The sequence below is a fragment of the Aeromonas sp. 602658 genome (assembly GCF_049173005.1).
GTDB lineage: Bacteria > Pseudomonadota > Gammaproteobacteria > Enterobacterales > Aeromonadaceae > Aeromonas > Aeromonas veronii_A.
Map to the genome: position 1 here is coordinate 1 of NZ_JAAKRF010000027.1, position 17285 is coordinate 17285.

The 17285-nt window shown below is 55.3% G+C and carries 15 protein-coding genes and 2 pseudogenes; 6 read left to right on the plus strand and 11 right to left on the minus strand.

Translation table 11 applies throughout. From position 1 onward, the window contains the following. Window positions 1-141: 141 nt before the first annotated feature. Window positions 142-1320 carry a nicotinate phosphoribosyltransferase gene (gene pncB / locus G5253_RS15830; protein WP_266135675.1) on the minus strand — a complete coding sequence of 393 codons (1179 nt, stop codon included), beginning with the start codon at window positions 1318-1320 and terminating at the stop codon, window positions 142-144. Window positions 1321-1421: 101 nt separating this feature from the next. Further along, complete coding sequence (locus G5253_RS15835) at window positions 1422-2057, minus strand: nicotinamidase (protein WP_005357452.1); 636 nt, start codon at window positions 2055-2057, stop codon at window positions 1422-1424. A gap of 74 nt (window positions 2058-2131) precedes the next feature. On the opposite strand from G5253_RS15835, the gene G5253_RS15840 reads away from it, so the two are divergent. Then, the gene (locus G5253_RS15840; RefSeq protein WP_201953894.1) at window positions 2132-2782 is read left to right on the plus strand and encodes an NUDIX hydrolase; all 651 of its coding nucleotides are present in this window, start codon (window positions 2132-2134) and stop codon (window positions 2780-2782) included. Then, window positions 2779-3285 (plus strand): DUF523 domain-containing protein, encoded by a 507-nt coding sequence (locus tag G5253_RS15845; RefSeq protein WP_201953897.1) that lies wholly within the window; start codon window positions 2779-2781, stop codon window positions 3283-3285. The genes G5253_RS15840 and G5253_RS15845 overlap by 4 nt, the downstream gene beginning before the upstream one ends. Here G5253_RS15845 and G5253_RS15850 read toward each other — a convergent pair. The 3 genes and pseudogenes from G5253_RS15850 to G5253_RS15860 all read right to left on the minus strand — a co-directional run. Further along, entirely contained in the window at window positions 3210-4175 is a 966-nt protein-coding gene (locus G5253_RS15850) for an acyltransferase (protein ID WP_266135673.1), read from the minus strand. The two genes, G5253_RS15845 and G5253_RS15850, sit on opposite strands and share 76 nt — an antisense overlap. A 6-nt stretch (window positions 4176-4181) precedes the next feature. Next, window positions 4182-5081, minus strand: coding sequence for an acyltransferase (locus G5253_RS15855; RefSeq protein WP_266135672.1), 900 nt, complete (start codon window positions 5079-5081; stop codon window positions 4182-4184). A 126-nt stretch (window positions 5082-5207) separates the two neighbouring features. Then, a pseudogene (locus G5253_RS15860) lies at window positions 5208-6530 on the minus strand (YifB family Mg chelatase-like AAA ATPase); the annotation flags it as partial. A 34-nt stretch (window positions 6531-6564) separates the two neighbouring features. On the opposite strand from G5253_RS15860, the gene G5253_RS15865 reads away from it, so the two are divergent. Next, window positions 6565-8073 carry a recombinase family protein gene (locus tag G5253_RS15865; RefSeq protein WP_270817960.1) on the plus strand — a complete coding sequence of 503 codons (1509 nt, stop codon included), beginning with the start codon at window positions 6565-6567 and terminating at the stop codon, window positions 8071-8073. 121 nt (window positions 8074-8194) lie between these two features. Here G5253_RS15865 and G5253_RS15870 read toward each other — a convergent pair whose 3' ends face one another. The 6 genes and pseudogenes from G5253_RS15870 to G5253_RS15895 all read right to left on the minus strand — a co-directional run. Then, window positions 8195-8470, minus strand: coding sequence for a hypothetical protein (locus tag G5253_RS15870; RefSeq protein ID WP_270817959.1), 276 nt, complete (start codon window positions 8468-8470; stop codon window positions 8195-8197). 13 nt (window positions 8471-8483) lie between these two features. Further along, complete coding sequence (locus G5253_RS15875) at window positions 8484-8903, minus strand: hypothetical protein (RefSeq protein ID WP_270817958.1); 420 nt, start codon at window positions 8901-8903, stop codon at window positions 8484-8486. A 138-nt stretch (window positions 8904-9041) separates the two neighbouring features. Beyond that, a complete protein-coding gene (locus tag G5253_RS15880; protein WP_421203714.1) occupies window positions 9042-9677 on the minus strand; it encodes a recombinase family protein in 636 nt (211 codons plus the stop codon). Between the two features lie 420 nt (window positions 9678-10097). Beyond that, the gene (locus G5253_RS15885; RefSeq protein WP_421203716.1) at window positions 10098-11099 is read right to left on the minus strand and encodes a BT4734/BF3469 family protein; all 1002 of its coding nucleotides are present in this window, start codon (window positions 11097-11099) and stop codon (window positions 10098-10100) included. A gap of 136 nt (window positions 11100-11235) precedes the next feature. Further along, a complete protein-coding gene (locus G5253_RS15890) occupies window positions 11236-13098 on the minus strand; it encodes a hypothetical protein (RefSeq protein WP_421203718.1) in 1863 nt (620 codons plus the stop codon). A gap of 588 nt (window positions 13099-13686) precedes the next feature. Continuing rightward, a pseudogene (locus G5253_RS15895) lies at window positions 13687-13893 on the minus strand (magnesium chelatase domain-containing protein); the annotation flags it as partial. Window positions 13894-14277: 384 nt separating this feature from the next. Between G5253_RS15895 and ilvG the strand changes: the two are divergent. Genes ilvG through G5253_RS15910 form a run of 3 tightly spaced genes read left to right on the plus strand, consistent with a single transcriptional unit; the run spans window position 14278 to window position 17168 of the window. Further along, window positions 14278-15924, plus strand: a complete 1647-nt coding sequence (gene ilvG, locus G5253_RS15900) for an acetolactate synthase 2 catalytic subunit (RefSeq protein WP_266135670.1) — start codon at window positions 14278-14280, stop codon at window positions 15922-15924. Continuing rightward, window positions 15921-16211: an acetolactate synthase 2 small subunit gene (gene ilvM, locus G5253_RS15905; protein WP_042079763.1), complete on the plus strand. Its 291-nt coding sequence runs from the start codon at window positions 15921-15923 to the stop codon at window positions 16209-16211. The genes ilvG and ilvM overlap by 4 nt, the downstream gene beginning before the upstream one ends. 12 nt (window positions 16212-16223) lie before the next feature. Next, complete coding sequence (locus G5253_RS15910; protein WP_128834710.1) at window positions 16224-17168, plus strand: branched-chain amino acid transaminase; 945 nt, start codon at window positions 16224-16226, stop codon at window positions 17166-17168. Window positions 17169-17285 lie beyond the last annotated feature (117 nt).

The following is a 17285-nucleotide window of genomic DNA, read 5'->3' on the forward strand; positions in this document are numbered from 1 at the left end:
TGTCCGTTTCACACCTTGTCCCATCGGGTTCTCCATTTATTGGGGGGAAAGGTGTAAACCATATTCAGGACGGGACAGAGTCGATAAAAAAGCCCGCCGGTGCGAACCGGCGGGCTTTTTGTTTTCTGGTGTTCGGGAAGATCAGACCCCGACGTGGAACGCCTGCTTGAGGTTGCGGATAAACTCTGCATCCCGGCAGAGGGTCTTGCCCGGGCTGTCGGAGATCTTGGCAACCGGGCCGCCATTGCACTCGATCAGCTTGAAGACGATGTTCATCGGGCTGACACCGGGCAGATCGCAGGTGATCTTGGTGCCGATGCCGAAGCTGGTATTGATGCGGCCACGGAAGTGACGGAACAGCTGCACCGCCTTGTCGAGGTTGAGCCCGTCGGAGAAGACCAGGGTCTTGTCGGTAGGATCGATGCCGAGACGCTGATAGTGGCTGATCGCCTTCTCGCCCCACACCACGGGATCGCCGGAGTCGTGACGCAAGCCCTGATAGCTGCTGGCTAGCTCGAAGTCGAAGTCCCGCAGGAAGGCATCCATGGTAATACAGTCGGTCAGGGCGATGCCGAGATGGTCGGTAAACTCGTCCAGCCAGCTGGTGAGGGCGGCGCGTTGGCTATGCTCCAGCGGGAAGCCGAGCTGCTGGTGCGCCTGGAACCACTCATGGGCCTGGGTGCCGACCGCGGGCAGCTTGTACTTCTGGGCCAGCATATAGTTGCTGGTGCCGCGAAATGCCGGCAGCCGCTCCTTGAGGCGACCCACTACCGCATCCTGCACCGCGTGGGAGAAGCGGCGGCGGGTGCCGAAGTCGATGAGGTTGAACTCGCTCATCTCGTCGCTGCTCAGCTCCTTCTCCAGCTTGTCGATCTTCTGATCGAGCCGCTCCAGCGCGTGGCTGACGCCGAACTGGGGGTAGCGGAAGCGGTTGCGCATCTCGCTGATGATGGCGAGCACCGGGATCTCCCACAGGATCACATCCTGCCAGGGGCCCTCGACCCGCACATTGATGCGGCCATCCTGCTCGAACACCTTGAGCAGCGAGGCGTCGAGCGGCTTGCGGCGCAGGTGGTCGAGGTAGTCAGGAGTGAAGAAGGGACGCTCGGCCAGAAAATCGAGCTCTGGCCTGGTCAGTCGCAGCGAACCGGCGAGGCGCAGTTGCTCCTCGATCTGCCCCATCATGGGCAGCAGATCCTCTTCATTGCGGCTGTGAAACTCGGCCACCACCTCGGCATCCGGATAGCGATGGAACACCGCCTGCTGCATATGCAGCTTGTAGGCGTCGGTGTCGAGCAGGCTGGTGAGGATTGGGGGCATATCAGGCTCCTCGCAGACTGGTGAGCACGATGGAGCTCCCCTGCCGCATATGTAACGTGCAGGCGTCGGTGTCGAGCAGGCTGGTAAGAATTGGTGGCATATCAGGCGTCCAGCAGGCGTTGTACATCGATCAGGGTCTGGGCCAGTTCGGCGCCAGCCTCGATCATCTGGGTGTGGGCGCTGGCAACCGTCGCGGGGGCGATGCCACGGCAGGCATCGAGATGGACGATTACCCGGAAACCGGCGCGGCGAAGTTGCAGCACGCTGGTTTTGACACAGTAGTCGGTGGCGAGGCCGCCGACCAGTACGGTATCGACCTTGCGGGCTTGCAGGAATTCGATGAGTCCGGTGCTGCGCCGTTCAGCCAGGTCGTGGAAGCAGGTGCCGTAGGGATGCAGATCCGGCTCGACCCCCTTCCAGACGAAGAAGTCATAGTCGATGGGGGCGGGCAGGCCGTCGAGCAGCTCGAAGCCCTTGCTGCCCGGTACGCAGTGAACCGGCCAGGTGAGGTCGGCGTTGGGCAGATCCAGCGGCAGCAGCATGCCTGCGGGGTCAGAAACGGCCCAGTCGGCATTGGCAGGGTGAGAGTCTTTGCTGCCGATCCGCAGCGTGGCGAGGGTGGCCTGAGCGTTTAGCGCAGCCACAATATCATCACCGCCCGCAACGGGCAGTTCGTTCGGGCAGAGGGGGGTAAAGCCCTTCTGCGCATCAATATCCAGGCTGGCGACGGTTCCCATGATTGGCTCCTGCACATACTATTCGTGTGATATTATCTACCAAACATTAATGGAAGGCGAGCAGGGCGATCGGCATGCTGAGAATGAGTCTGGATATGGTGGTGCTGCGGTTGCATGAGGAGCGGCTCGAGCTACTGCTCGAGACCCGCGATCGCCCCCCCTTTGCCCACTGCTGGCAACTGCCGGCGCTGCGCATCGACGAGACCCAGGATCGGGATCTGGATGCCGCCCAGCGCCGTCTGCTGGCGGAGTGGGGGCTCGGTCACTGCTACAGCGAGCAGGTCTGCACCCTCGGCAATCTGGAGCGGGATCCCCGCGGCTGGTCCACGACCCTGGTCTATCTCTGTCTGGTCGATCCGGAAGTGGAAGCGATCCACGGTTGCTGGCATCCGCTCGCCAACCTGCCGGGGCTGAGCCTCGCCTTCGACCATGTTCAGCTCATCGCCAAGGGGTTGGAGCGGCTGCGGATCAAGAGCCGCTACAGCACCCTGCCGCTGCAACTGCTGGGGCCCGAGTTCACCCTCTCCGAGGTGCAGCGCGCCTTCGAAATCATCCTGCAAACACCCATGAATACGGCGGCATTTCGCAAGCGGATCCATCGCGCCGACATTCTGGTTGATACCGGCCGCAAGCGCACCGGCAAACAGCGCCCCGCCATCCTCTACCGGCTGGAGAGCCCCTGCTGCGTGATGTTCGATCAGGTGATGCACGGAGCGGAAGCATGAGTGAGACCGGTGTGCACAAGGTGCTGGTGAGTGCCTGCCTGCTGGGTCAGCCGGTGCGCTACGATGGTCAATGCAAGGGGATCGTCAGCGACTGGCTGAGTGAGCTGGGTGCCGAGGGGCGGGTGCTGGCCTTCTGCCCCGAAGTGGCGGGCGGTTTGCCGACCCCGCGCCCTCCTGCAGAGCAGCAGGGTGAGCGGGTAGTGACGGCGAGCGGGCTGGATGTGACTGCCGAGTTCGACCGTGGCGCCGAGCTGGCGCTGGAAATCTGTCAGACGCAGGGCATTCGCTTCGCGCTGCTGAAAGAGGGGAGCCCCTCATGTGGCAGCGGCCGTATCTATAACGGCCGCTTTGAGGGGGTCTCTGTGGCGGGCGAGGGCAAGACCACCGCCCTGCTGCGCCGCCACGGGATTGCTGTCTTTTCCGAAAATCAGTTGGCCGAGTTAGCTTCTGCGCTCTCTTTGGATTCCTCCCCGGATTTGGCGGCAACCGGCAGCGGCACCTGACCGCTCTGCCACCCCTCCAGCACCTCGTCTTTCTCCTGCCAGCGCTGGTTTAGCCACTCCTGAAAACCGCGTTTGAACTGCTTGTCGTTGAAGTAATCCCCAATCAGCGCCTCATCCACCGGCAGCTCTTCAATCCGCACCTGAATGCGTTTTACCCGCCCCATCAGGAAGTCCTTGAACGGGGTCTCGGCGTTTTCCGGATAGCGGATGGTGACGTTGATCAGGCTGTCGAACTGCTCCCCCATGGCGGCCAACGTAAAGGCCAGCCCCGCCGCCTTGGGCGGCATCAGATGGCGGTAGCGGGAGCGTGATGCGTCCCGTTTCTGCTCGGTGAAGCGGGTTCCTTCCACGAAGTTGATGACGGTAGTGGGGATGTGGCGAAACTTCTCGCAGGCGTTGCGGGTGGTCTCGATATCCTTGCCGCGCAGGTGCGGGTTCTTCAGCAAAAACTCCCGTGAGTAGCGACGCATAAAGGGCATATCGAGCCCCCAGCAGGCGAGCCCCAGCAGCGGGATGTAGATGAGCTCGTGCTTCATGAAGAACTTGGGCACCGGCAGCCTATCCCGGAACAGGTGGCCGAGCACCACGATATCGGTCCAGCTCATATGGTTGCTGATGATGAGATACCAGCCATCCTTGCGCAGCTTGGTATTGTCCTCCACCTGCCAGCCAATACGGGTGGTGAGGCGGATCACCAGCGCATTGCAGGCCAGCCACAGTCTCATGAAGCGGTTGTTGAGCCGGCTGCAGGCACGGCCAAAGGCCGGGATCGGCAGCAACAGTTTGGCCAGCGACACCAGCAGGATCAGACTGGCACACAAGGCGGTGAAAAGGATGGTCAGGCCCGCGCTGATGATCAGCACCAGCGGGCCGGGAAGCAGGGATAGCATGAATGTTTACTGCGCCTTGGTTGCCAGTAGTTGGCTCAGGGTCTGGTCCTTTTCGTGCCAGATCCCGTTCAACCACTGTTGAAACTCTTGTTGGAACTCGGGGTCATTGAAGTAATCCCCCACCAGCTTGCGGTCGATCGGCAAATAGCGGACCTGAACCTTGATTTGCCCGACCCGGCCACACATGAAGTCCCAGTAGCTGGGGATGCCGTCCGGATAGGCGATGGTGACATCCACCAGTTGATGCAACTGGTCACCCATGGCTGCCAGGGTAAAGGCGATGCCGCCTGCTCTCGGGTGGAGCAGGTGACGATAGGGCGAACCCTGCTTCTGATGTTTGCCCTTGGTGAAGCGGGTGCCTTCGACGAAGTTCATCACACTCACTGGAATGTGGCGGAACCTGGCACAGGCTTTACGGGTTGTTTCTATATCTTTTCCCTTCAGATGGGGATGCTTTTCCAGAAATTTCCTGGAATATCGCCGCATGAAGGGGAAGTCGAGCGCCCACCATGCCAGACCGAGAAAAGGTACCCAAATCAGCTCTTTCTTGAGGAAAAACTTCAGGAAGGGGATTTTTTGGTTAAAAACCCGCTGCAGTACCAGTATGTCGACCCAGGATTGATGGTTGGCAATCACCATATACCACTCATTCCGGTGCCCTTTGTCCACTCCGACCACCTCGAAAGGGGTTTTGATGATGGTTTTCTGGATCTGATTGTTGAAACCGATCCAGCAGCTGGCACAGCCATCGAGCAGCCAGTTGCAGAGGGTGCGCCACCCCTTGAGGGGGAGCAGGAGCTTGAGCAGACCCAGCGAGAAGATGGGGACAAACCAGAAGAGGGTGTTGAAAAAATAGAGCAGGGTGGAGAGGCTGCCGCGCAGTCGCTCTGTCAGCTTGTTGGGCATGAGTCGGGTCCGTCTTGCTGTCGATAAAGGGCCATCAAGTGGTCAGATCTGTGGCCATAATATCAGCCGATTGCCCGTGAGACCATTCAGAGCCGTTACGGGGTTGGACTTACCCTTTCCCTTCTGTCAGCTGCTGCGCAATCGCGACAGCAGCCTGTCCATGGCGCGATAACCGAGCGCCTCGATAAGATGCTCCTTGCCGATGGCGGGTTGCCCGGCCAGATCGGCGATGGTGCGTGACACCCGCAGGATGCGATGCCAGGCCCGGATGCTGAGCCCCAGCTTCTGGATGGCGTTCTCCAAAAATTCGGCATCTTGTGGTGATAGTCGGCAAATATCCTCAATCTCGCGGCTATCCAGCAGGTTGTTGAGCTTGCCGTTGCGACTCAGCATGCGCTCTCTCGCCACCAGTACCCGATCGCGGATCTGCTGGCTCGACTCTCCCCGTTCCGCCTTGCCGGTCAGGCTCCCCTTGGGCAGCAGCGGCACCTCCACTGTCAGGTCGAAGCGGTCGAGAAAGGGGCCGGAGAGCTTGCCGAGGTAGCGCAGGATCTGATCCGGGCTGGAGCGGGTTTGGCCATCGCCATAGTGGCCACAGGGGCTGGGATTCATGGCGCCCACCAGCTGGAAGCGGGCGGGGAAATCCACCTGACGTGCGGCCCGGCTGATGGTGATGTGGCCCGTCTCCAGCGGCTCGCGCAGGGAGTCGAGCACCTTGCGCTCGAACTCGGGCAGCTCGTCGAGAAACAGCACTCCGTTGTGGGCCAGCGATATTTCGCCGGGTCTTGGGTGGCTGCCGCCTCCCACCAGCGCCACCGCCGAGGCACTGTGGTGCGGCGTGCGATAGGGTCTGTGGTGCCAGTGACCGGCGCGCGGGGTGAGGCCACCGATGGAGTGGATGGCGGCGGTCTGCTGCGCCTCCTGCTCGCTCAGCGGCGGCAAGATGCCGGGAAGGCGGCTCGCCAGCATACTCTTGCCAGTGCCGGGCGGGCCGATGAACAGCAGGTTGTGGCTGCCGGCGGCGGCGATCTCCAGCGCCCGCTTGGCCTGAGACTGACCGATCACATCCTGCAGATCCGGTACATCGGGCAGGCTCTCCGCGTTTTGGGGATCCGGCAGCGGCAGTTCGTACTGGCCCGCCAGCCAGGCGGTGACGGCCAGCAGCTGATGGGCGGTGCGCACCTCGGCATCCTGAATGAGGGAGGCTTCGGGGCCGTTCTCTCGCGGTACCAGCAGGGTGCGCCCCGCATCCCGGCAGGCGAGTACGGCAGGCAGTACCCCGAGTACGGGACGAATTTCGCCTGTCAGGGCCAACTCCCCTAAAAATTCGTGATCGAGCAGATATTTTGCAGGTATCTGCTTGGAAGCGGCAAGAATACCGATGGCGATGGCCAGATCAAAACGGCCCCCCTCCTTGGGCAGATCGGCGGGGGCCAGATTGACGGTGGTATACTGCTCTTGGTAGAGAACTAAAGGCGGTGCCATGACCATTGCATACTCATACATAAGATTCAGTACAGCCGCTCAACAAGAGGGTGACAGCCTAAACAGGCAGATTGCAGCCAGTCGAGACTGGTGCAAGCAGCGTGGGATCGAGCTATCAGATAAGACATACAGGGATCTCGGTGTCAGTGCATATCGAGATAAGAAGCGGGTGGATCTTGCTGCCATGCTGCAAGCGGTGGAGCTTGGCACTATCAAGGCTGGTGATTACATCATCCTTGAAAACCTCGACCGCTTGAGCCGTCAGGGCATCGACAAGACACAAGAGATCATCAAATCAATCCTTCGCCACGGTGTGAACATCGTATCTCTTCAAGATGGCTTAGAGCTGGATAGTTCCAGCGTAAATGACTTGGTATCGGTCATTAGGATCGCACTCAGTGCAGATCTAGCACACAAGGAAAGTGTCAAGAAATCCGAACGGGTGAGTGCTGCAAAGCAGGCTCAGCGGGAGCAAGCAAAGCAGGGTAAGGCAATCAACAAGCGGTTGCCTTACTGGCTTGAGAGAAATGATGACGGTTACCAGTTCAATGATGGCGTTGATGCTGTCAGTTTGATGATCCAGCTTCGGACAGATGGCCTAGGGTTCCATAAGATTGCCATGGCCCTAAATGCTTCTGAATTCAAACCACGCTGGGCTGACCATTGGTCTGATACTACGATCCGGAACATCCTCAGTAGTCCCGCCCTTTATGGTCGTTACCAGTTCAGAGATGGTGACGGAGTTGATGATTACTATCCGGCGCTGGTCTCCTATACAGAGTTTAAAGCCTTCCAGAGCACGTACACGGCCTCAGCTGGTGGACAGGAACACCATAACCATCTGTTCGGTCTGGTGCGCTGTGGGGCCTGTGGTGGGGCTATGAGCAAGAAGGTGAGTAAGCGCAAGGTTGCTGGAGAATGGAAACGTTATAAGGGATGGATTTGCACTAAAACGCTGTCCGGTGCATGTGCTCAGAAATCGCCAATGATGGATCTGGATACATTGGTCATTAAGGCTGTGAAGCGTTTAAAGGTATCCGACTCCAAGAAGATCAGCCGTGAGGCAAACCAACTGGATCAGGAGATTGATACCAAGAAGGCACGATTGGACGAGATTACACAGGCTCTGGTGTCTGGTAATGGTTCGGTCAGTGTCCTGAGTGCTGCTGCAAGCACCGTGGAGAGAGAGTTAAAGGCTCTGCTGGCTCAGCGTAAGGATTCTGTCAGGACGTCTCATAGTGAGATTCAGACACTCTATGGCCTACGTGATGACCCTAAGTTGTTCAACGTTGCATTGAGGCGGGTAGTTGACCGGATAACGGTATCACATAAGGGATCGTCTACTTGGCATGTAGCCATCCACCAGCGAAACGGGCACCTGATTTCGGTTGCTGCATTCCGCAAAAGTCAGCGGAGTCCTTGGCAATATCTCTTTGGCAATACTGCGGAGATTGCGGCGATTGGATCGAAGAGTGGATTGGAAGAATGGGAGGTTGAGTCATATTGAATGACTAAGGTTCAGAACTATTGATATGTTATTGACAAAGTTGTTTCAATAGTTCTGGAGCCTTGTCAAACCATGACCATTTATTATGGTCGCGTATATTCATCAAAATTTAAAAGTGGTTTCAAAGAGATTTCAAGTATCTACTAATCCAGTTTTCTTGACGAACTAATCTTGTTTTAAGTGCTGTATCTTCATCTATTTCAACTATTGGTTGATAACCATGGCATTTATAAGTGAATGGAGAGAAATTATAGTAATTAAAACCTTCTTTTCGGATTGTTTTATTTTGCATGTTCTCTAAGTATTCACAATAAAAAACCCCATTGCTCGTTAGCACGAATAGTTTTGGCCATGTTCTGTACACTTCGGCAGCATAAAAAAATCTAGGTTTGCTCATGGTAACACTCATCTTAGTTTGTTATTTTATAATAACCGCCACATTCGCGAAAGTATGTTCGATGTACATCATGCGAAGTCACATTAGTTTTCGCTAAGATTGATTTCATGTCTCTTTCAGCCTTTTTGTTTATTTGCATTACAGCGTAGTCAGACATGTCATGAAAGTATTTTAGATGGTCTATCCAGCCCTGCCGATCACTGTAATCGAGCGTGGATGCACCATAGGTAAATGCAATGCATCGTTGAGCCTGTGCAATGGGGACATTCTTCGCATTTTTGCGACGTTGCATTTCAGACTTTTCTGATATCTGAGAGGTGTCAAATTGACTGGCATCGAGAGCCGATACTACAGGAAAGACGGTGGGAACATTCGCGATTACATTCGAAGAAAGTAAAAATACGAGGGAGGGAAGAATTATTTTTTTTATCATGTTTAATCCAAAAAAATAAAAATGCGATAGTACTACTATTATCAAAAGTGATATAAAAGTCAATGGATATTGCAACACATGATAAGAACTAAAGTGAAACAATTATCTTATCGAAATTCAAATAGGTACATATTAAGTTCATCTTATTTTTAGGCTAATGCTAATCGCCTTGATGTACCGGTACAGGGTAGCCACTCCCACGCCTGCCGCCTTCGCTGCATCTTCCTTGCTCACGCCCTTCTCAATGAGCCCCAGTGCTTTCTCACACTTCGCCACGGTCTCCGGCGACTGCTTACGCCCAGTGAACTTGCCCGCCGCCTTAGCCTTCTCTATGCCCTCTGCTGCGCGTCTACGCCGATCCTCGTAGTCCTTCCGTGCGGTGGTTGCCAGTATCTCCAACAGCATGTTGTTCACATGGTGAAGGATGTCAGATACCAATCCGGTGTTGCTGGTTAGCACCAGATGACTTGTTGGCAGGTCGATGGACACTAGATGGATTTTCTTGTCTTCAATGGTGCGCTTGAGGGTTCGCCAGTCTTCCGCAGTGAGACGGGTCAGACGGTCGATTTGTTCGACTAACAGAACGTCCCCAGCTTCAGCCTGTTCAAGTAGACGGCTTAGCTCTGGTCGGTTGAGGGTTGCACCAGATACGTTCTCGATGAAGGTTGCCGTGATGGTATGGCCCACGCTGGTAGCAAACTGGTTGATGGCTTCCAGTGCGCGGGATGCGTCTTGCTGGTCGGTTGATGCTCTCAGGTAGGCAAGGATCTTCATTGTCTCTCACATAGGTTTTATCTTATGAGGTAAATGATAATCCTATCACATGGGTATCATCAATAGTCTAATGATAGATTGCTATCACATGACTGGTGGCTCTCGTTTGGGGATAGTCTAATGATAGGGTGTGTGTGCCCTTGGATCTGGGCAATCGCTAGGTATCGTTTAAGTTTTGGTATGCAGTAGAGATTACTTCTGGTCAATAGATGAGCAGGCTTGCTGTCTGGGAGTTGCTGGGCCTCTGTCCCAACTAGGATCGATTACGTGGTCTGCATTTGGTCTAGACCGATTCGGGATTGATTCCTAAGTGGGGGTCGAATGCCCCCCCGTTGAGTTGATTAGTGTGTTAACCGTTTGAATCTAGTCTGTAGGCGAAATGTACGTGGATAGGAATTTTTCTACGGCGGAATGCGGCTCTCAGGCCGATCCATGGTTTGCAAGTATTGAGGCCAGCGACTTTGCTGCACAGGTGCGGACATCATCTAGGCTAAGGTCATTGAACCGACTATCAACTATCCCATCAAACGATTTGTAGGCATCAATCGCCTTGGCTCGTGGGCTAATGCTCTCGGTGTACTGCCCTCGTGACTTGGCAAGCATTAAGTAATCTGCGGCATCTTCTACCGTCAGGCCGCATTTGAATGCAGTCATACAGATCTTGAATGCGCCATTGTGTCGATTACCTGCACCCAATCCGGCAATGATTGCATCAACGGCCTTGTCGCAATATGCCCGAGCTCTGTGCTCGTTGTATGAGCCACTCTGAGAGGCTATACGGCGCTGCTCCATCAATCGCTGCTCGTTCGCTGCTATCGCATCAAACTCTGCTTGCCATCGCTTCAGAGACAACGTAGACGGCTTAGGATTGAACGTGGCATCAGGATCGTAAGAGAGGTAGGTCAGGCGGTTGAAGTTACAGGTGCTGCCATCGGTATTATCTGCTGGGATCCCTACTTTTATGAATTCCTTCACCATCTTCTTATACATGAACTTATAGTGCTCGTTATTCTGAATACGATAGTCGGTCATGACACCCACTTTCAGACCTCCAGATGGACTAATAAAGGTGAATGCGATGTATTTGTGCAGTGGACTATTCATAACCAGATGGCGTAGCTCTTCAGCCGTAGATATTGTTATGCCGTCTACATCGATAACCATAATCCCGTTGTGAGCCATTGCCTTGTCTTGGGCGAACCCTCCATGCAAATCTTCATATGCTCCCATCAGCATTGCAGGGAGGTTGTCTTTGATTACGTCTGCTTCCTTCTTGCGGTCTTCTGCTTTGAGTTGACGAATGGATTCGATACGGGTATCCAAGCCAAGGCCACCAGCACGAATGCAGTTGATGATGGTTTCAAGTGAGTGGATGAGCATTGGCTCAAGGCCACGATGGGTTTTCTTCAAGGTGACTTTCATAGTGTCTTGTCTTAACTTATTGTTATTAAATTGAAATATAGAAATCGTGAAAAACTTGAGGGAGTTTTATTTGCTTAAGGTCTTTAGCAAATGGTTTTCCCTCAGAAACTTCACGTTTTTGGTAGTAGGTGGATGGTTAGATACCTAGCATGGATAGGTTATTGACCTGCTGCTTGATGGTCTTCGTCTTGGCATCAGCAATGGTTTTCTTGGTGTGCCCAGTTGCATGACAGAATGCTTCAGTGGTGTGCCCTGCCCCAGTGATTACCTTTTCCCGAACCCTGAATCGGTTGTGCTCTGCACTGCTCAACGGCACATCCCATCCAACACGAGGGTCAGGTAACGTCCAAGTACCATGGTCATCAACCACAAACCCAGTCAGGAACCGGAACAGGTTTAACCTCATTCGCTTCTGCTCATCGGTGTGCCATTCCCATTCGCGACTTGCAGGCATCAACTGTTCCCAGAAGGCACCGGCCACCTGTTCGAGCACTTCACTACTGATCCGTGTACTGGTGAGCTGCTTCTTGAACTCGGCTACTACAGCGGTGGTGGTGTCTCTCATCGTGATATCCCGAACGGTGACCATCATCCATTTCCTGCCCCGAGCATTAACCTTTGAGTAGACCTGCCAGCAATCACCACGGACACCAGTGTTTTGTATGGCTACCCACTCTCGATGCCACTCGATTGCCGATTCTAGAGGCCCCTCAAACTTCGCAGGGTCATGTGTAGCGGTCAAACTCACGATTAACGGGTGATCGGACTGCTCAATACTGTACGGCAATCCATGTTCTTCTATTGCTCTCAGGAGTGCCTTCCGAGAGATGTTCTTCAGTGCTTTGAGCTCTTCGACTTCAGTTAGCTCCAGAGCCTCGCACCTATACCCGTAGCTGTTCAGCTGGTGGATTATCTGTACACCAAATCGTCCACGGGGACTGCGCTCAGCTAGCAGGCTGTAGAGGTTTGCCTTGCCCCGATACTCGGGATCTTGCCATTTGCACTTGTCAGCTAAGACGCTCTCAGAATGCGAGATCGTTCTTCTACCGCTCTCGTGGACGTGGATCAGTTGGTCGCCTTCAATCACTAGTTGATCGGTGCCTTCACCTGCAATCAACCAGTGAGTTGCCTGTTTGCGTGCTCGTCCTTGTTGCTGGAAGACCAGCCCCGCATCACACTGAGTGGAAATAACATGGAAGTCGTCATTGAAGTTGATACCTTCGGCAAGACAGTTAGTAGCAATAACTACCTGATACCCACCAGCAACAACAGATGAGTGCTCAATCATCTTTTCGTAGGCAATCATCGCGGGGCTACCATCCTTAGAAATCGTCTCGCTGGTCATCACGATGGCCGTAATACCCTTGTCCTCTAGATGGCGGCAAATTGCATTCGACTTTTCAGTAGAGTTGACGAATACCAAAGCGGGTTTATCTTCGCTAGAAATTGCACCAACAATGGTTGCAACAATGTATCTGGTGTTCTGGGCAATCACACTATTAGTCTCAATCTGAACGACGTTCAGATTTCGTTTAAACGAGCCTTCGATAGTAGTAATAGTGGTCGGTCTTACGGGCAGAAGGTCAACATTACACGTTGCTGAGTACAAGTAGACGGGAATGTTATTGGATGCTTCTTTGATAGTTTCAATCAATGCTTCAACGGGTGCCCGAAATCCACCTGAGTAGAGAATCTGACATTCGTCTACGTGCATCTCTCTAATACGTTTCAGGTCGAGTTTGTCCAGCTTCTCTATCTGCTCAAAAGTTAGATTATATCTACCATCACGTCGTGCAGACGCTCGCTCTTGCTGTAGGATTGCCTTGACGGGGAACACCACGGCACCGTTGTTATTGTTGGCGCTTGTGGTCATGTGGTAGGTCTTGCCGACGCCAGTTGCAGCCTGAATGAGGTGTATGCCAGTCTCTTTGGGGAGGTGGTCTGCTACGTCACTTAATCGCTGACCTTCTGCCAGTTTTATTATTTTCTCTAATGCCATTAATCATTGCTCTATTCTCCATAATAAAGTTGCTCACAAGTTGATAGGATTTACTTAGCTACTTTGATTAGCTGCCCAAGTCGTTCATTGATTGCACCATTCGATGGGGTTCGGATGGCGTGTTTAACTCTGAAGTGATTTAACTTTTGCTTTGTTGTACTCAGTGCAATCGCGGCAAGAGTAGTTCCGTATTTCTCGATAAGGGATTTGGTGTGAAGTTCTTCTCTATTCATATGATACCTTAATAGTTGATAATACTGGTGGTATAAATCACAGGCAAAAAGAAGGCTGCTAAAAAATAGCAGCCAGCTTTTCGAGCAATCTGTATGACACCAGATAAGACAATCTTACCATAGATAACGGGGTTATAAACTTGACTTATTAAAAAAGTTGTGGGCATCGTCCACTGTAAACCGTCAGTTTGTTACTATAATACTTATAGAGGAAGAGTGACGTTTTTACTATAGAGAGTCCCTATCCCTTCGGGATATGTGGATTATTTTTTTGTATAAAAAATTTTAAATAAAAAATAATAATATATTTTATTTATTTTTTGATTTGCATAAATCACATGCTTTCCCACTAAAGTAAGTTAACTGTGATGTGTTTGCTCGGGAACTCGAAATTGCCGTTGAGCAGGGCGCTGCGGACCCGATCCCGCGACTCCTTCACCGAGGTTTCCGGCAGGCCGACCATGTTGAAGGCGGGCAGGCCGTTGGAGAGGTGCACTTCCACTGTAACTTGCGGGGCCGCGATCCCGAGGCTGGCACGGCTATAAACCACAGCTAATGACATAAATCCCGTCCTTGAGTTGATATATGTTCTGACTAACTGCTTGTTTTTGGTTTTTTATTCCAGAGTTCCGGCTGGGGAATAGCCAAAATCAGTGGGTTGTCACAGAAAAAAGGCTTGCCCAATAAAAATCACCGTGCTAGTTCTAATAGCCATTCGCGGTAGAAACCGCCCCAATTTCACAGGATTTCCGGTTGTAACTATGAACATGGTCTCCCGTTTCGTCAGCATTATTGTGGTCCTAGTGGTGATTATTATCTCACCGCTCGGGGCTCGTTTAGCTGCACGGAACAAGGGATAGACCCACCACCGGACAGAACGAAACAAGCGACCCCCGAGCCTCACAGCTCGGGGGTTTTTTTTCGACCAAAGGACAGGATTTTCCACATGAACGGCGCGCAGTTTTTGGTACAGGCTCTCAAGAAACAGGGTGTGACCCAGGTGTTTGGTTACCCTGGCGGGGCCATCATGCCGGTCTACGATGCTCTGTATGACGGTGGTCTGGCCCATCAGCTCTGCCGCCACGAGCAGGGTGCCGCCATGGCCGCGGTCGGTTATGCTCGCGCCTCCGGTCAGGTGGGGGTCTGCATCGCCACCTCCGGCCCCGGCGCTACCAATCTGGTGACCGGTCTGGCGGAGGCGCTGCTCGATTCGGTGCCGCTGGTGGCCATCAGCGGTCAGGTGCCCTGTTCCGCTATCGGTACCGATGCGTTTCAGGAGGTCGACGTGCTCGGCATGTCCCTCTCCTGCACCAAGCACTCCTTCATGGTGACCGATGCCGCCGATCTGGGGCGCGTGCTGGCAGAAGCTTTCGCCATCGCCACCGAAGGGCGCCCCGGCCCTGTGCTGATCGATCTCCCCAAGGATGTGCAACTGGCCGCGGTGCCTGCCCAGAGCCCGCTGTTTGCAGTGGAAGAGCCGGAGGTGCTCAACCCCTCGGATCTGGCCGCGGCCCGCACCCTGCTGGCTGCCGCCGAGCGTCCGGTGCTTTACGTCGGTGGCGGAGTGGGCATGGCCAATGCCGAGCAGCAGTTGCGCGACTTTGCTGCCGCAACCGGCATGCCAGCAGTCACCACCCTCAAGGGGATCGGCGCGCTCGACCCCGATAGCCCCGTTTATCTGGGCATGCTCGGCATGCACGGCACCAAGGCGGCCAACTATGCGGTGCAGCAGTGCGACTTGCTGCTGGTGGTGGGTGCCCGTTTCGATGATAGGGTGACCGGCAAGCTGGAGGAGTTTGCCCCCGAGGCCAAGGTGATCCATCTCGATGTGGATGCCGCCGAGTTTGGCAAGCGCCGCGCCGCCGAGGTGGGTATCACCACGGATCTCAAACAGGTGCTGCCGCGCCTCGCCATGACTCTCGACATCGCCCCCTGGCGTGAACACTGCGCCGCCATGGCCCGCGAATATGCGTTTCGCTACGACCACCCGGGTCAGGCCATCTATGCCCCGGCGCTGCTCAAACAGCTATCTGCCAAGTTGCCGGAGAGCAGCGTGGTCGCCTGCGACGTGGGTCAGCACCAGATGTGGGTCGCCCAACACATGCGCTTCACCAGCCCGCGCAACCACCTCTCCAGCGCCGGTCTCGGCACCATGGGCTTTGGTCTGCCCGCCGCCATCGGCGCCAGGATGTCGCGCCCGGAGGATGAAGTGGTGCTGGTAAGCGGTGACGGCTCTTTCATGATGAACGTGCAGGAACTCGGCACCATCCGCCGGGCCCAACTCAAGGTGAAGATGGTGTTGCTGGACAACCAGCGCCTCGGCATGGTGCGCCAGTGGCAGGAGCTGTTCTTCGACGGCCGCTACAGCGAGACCATCCTCTCCGATAACCCCGATTTCGTCGCCCTGGCTGCCGCTTTCGGCATTCCGGGTGAGACCATCACATGCAAGGAGCAGATAGCCGGTGCCCTCGATCGCCTGCTGGCAAGCGAGAGTGCCTACCTGCTGCATGTGGCTATTTCAGAGGAAGAAAACGTCTGGCCCCTGGTTCCGCCGGGAGTCGCCAACCACCAGATGATGGAGCAACGCCCATGAACCCGCACACCCTTGCCCAGCCAGCATTTGCACAGCACACCCTGCATATCCATGCCCAGCCCAGACCGGAAGTGATGGAGCGGGTGCTGCGGGTGGTGCGTCACCGCGGCTTCAATCTCTGCGCCCTCACTATGGAGACGAGAGCTGAGCAGGATTGCCAACAGCTGCGGATCACGGTTACTGTCGAGTCGGTGCGTCCCATCCAGCAGTTGTGGAGCCAGCTGGTGAAGCTGGTGGACGTCTCCCGGGTCGATGCACTGGAACAGCAACCCCGGATCAGAGCTTAAGGAGCCAAGCCAATGTCACAGCCTTCCCAATCCGCCACTCACCCCCAATACATCTGGTTCAACGGCAAACTGGTGCCCTGGCAGGATGCCCAGGTGCACGTGATGAGCCACGCCCTGCACTACGGCTCCTCGGTGTTCGAGGGGGTACGCGCCTACGATACCCCCAAAGGCACCTGCATTTTCCGTCTGCAGGAGCACACCCGCCGCCTGTTCGACTCCGCCAAAATCTACTGGATGGACGTTCCCTACAGCGAGGCCGACGTGAATGAAGCCTGCCGCACCGTGGTGCGCGAGAACGGCCTGAAGAGCGGCTACCTGCGCCCGCTGGCCTTTGTCGGCAACGTGGGGCTGGGGCTGCATCCGCCGCTGGATGCCAAGGCCGACCTGATGGTGGCTGCTCTGCCATGGGGCGCCTATCTCGGCGAAGAGGGGCTGAAAAACGGGGTGGATGTGTGCGTCACCTCATGGAACCGGCTCGCTCCCAACACCATTCCCACCGGCGCCAAGGCGGGCGGTAACTATTTGTCCTCCCAGCTGATCAGCCGCGAGGCCAAGCGCAACGGCTTCGCCGAGGGGTTGGCGCTGGATGTGAACGGCTACCTGAGCGAAGGGGCGGGGGAGAACCTGTTTCTGGTGAAGAACGGCGTGCTGTTTACCCCGCCCGCTACCGCCGCCATCCTGCCCGGGATCACCCGCGACACCATCATGACGCTGGCCCGCGATCTCGGTTACGAGGTGCGCGAGCAGGCGCTGCCCCGCGAGGCGCTCTATGTGGCGGACGAGATCTTTATGACCGGCACCGCTGCCGAGGTGACCCCGGTGCGCTCCGTCGATCGGATGAAGGTGGGCGCTGGCAGCCGTGGCCCGGTGACAGAGCAACTGCAGAATGCCTTCTTCGGTCTGTTCAACGGCCAGACCGAGGACAAGTGGGGTTGGCTGACGCCCGTCAACGACTGATGAGAGAGGGGAGGCGCTGTGCCTCCCCGAGTCGCTTCCGGTGAGGGCTCTGCGCGGTGCCCTCACCAGGATCGATTCCCGATCCGAGAGTCACTTTTTCATTTTCAAAGATAATGA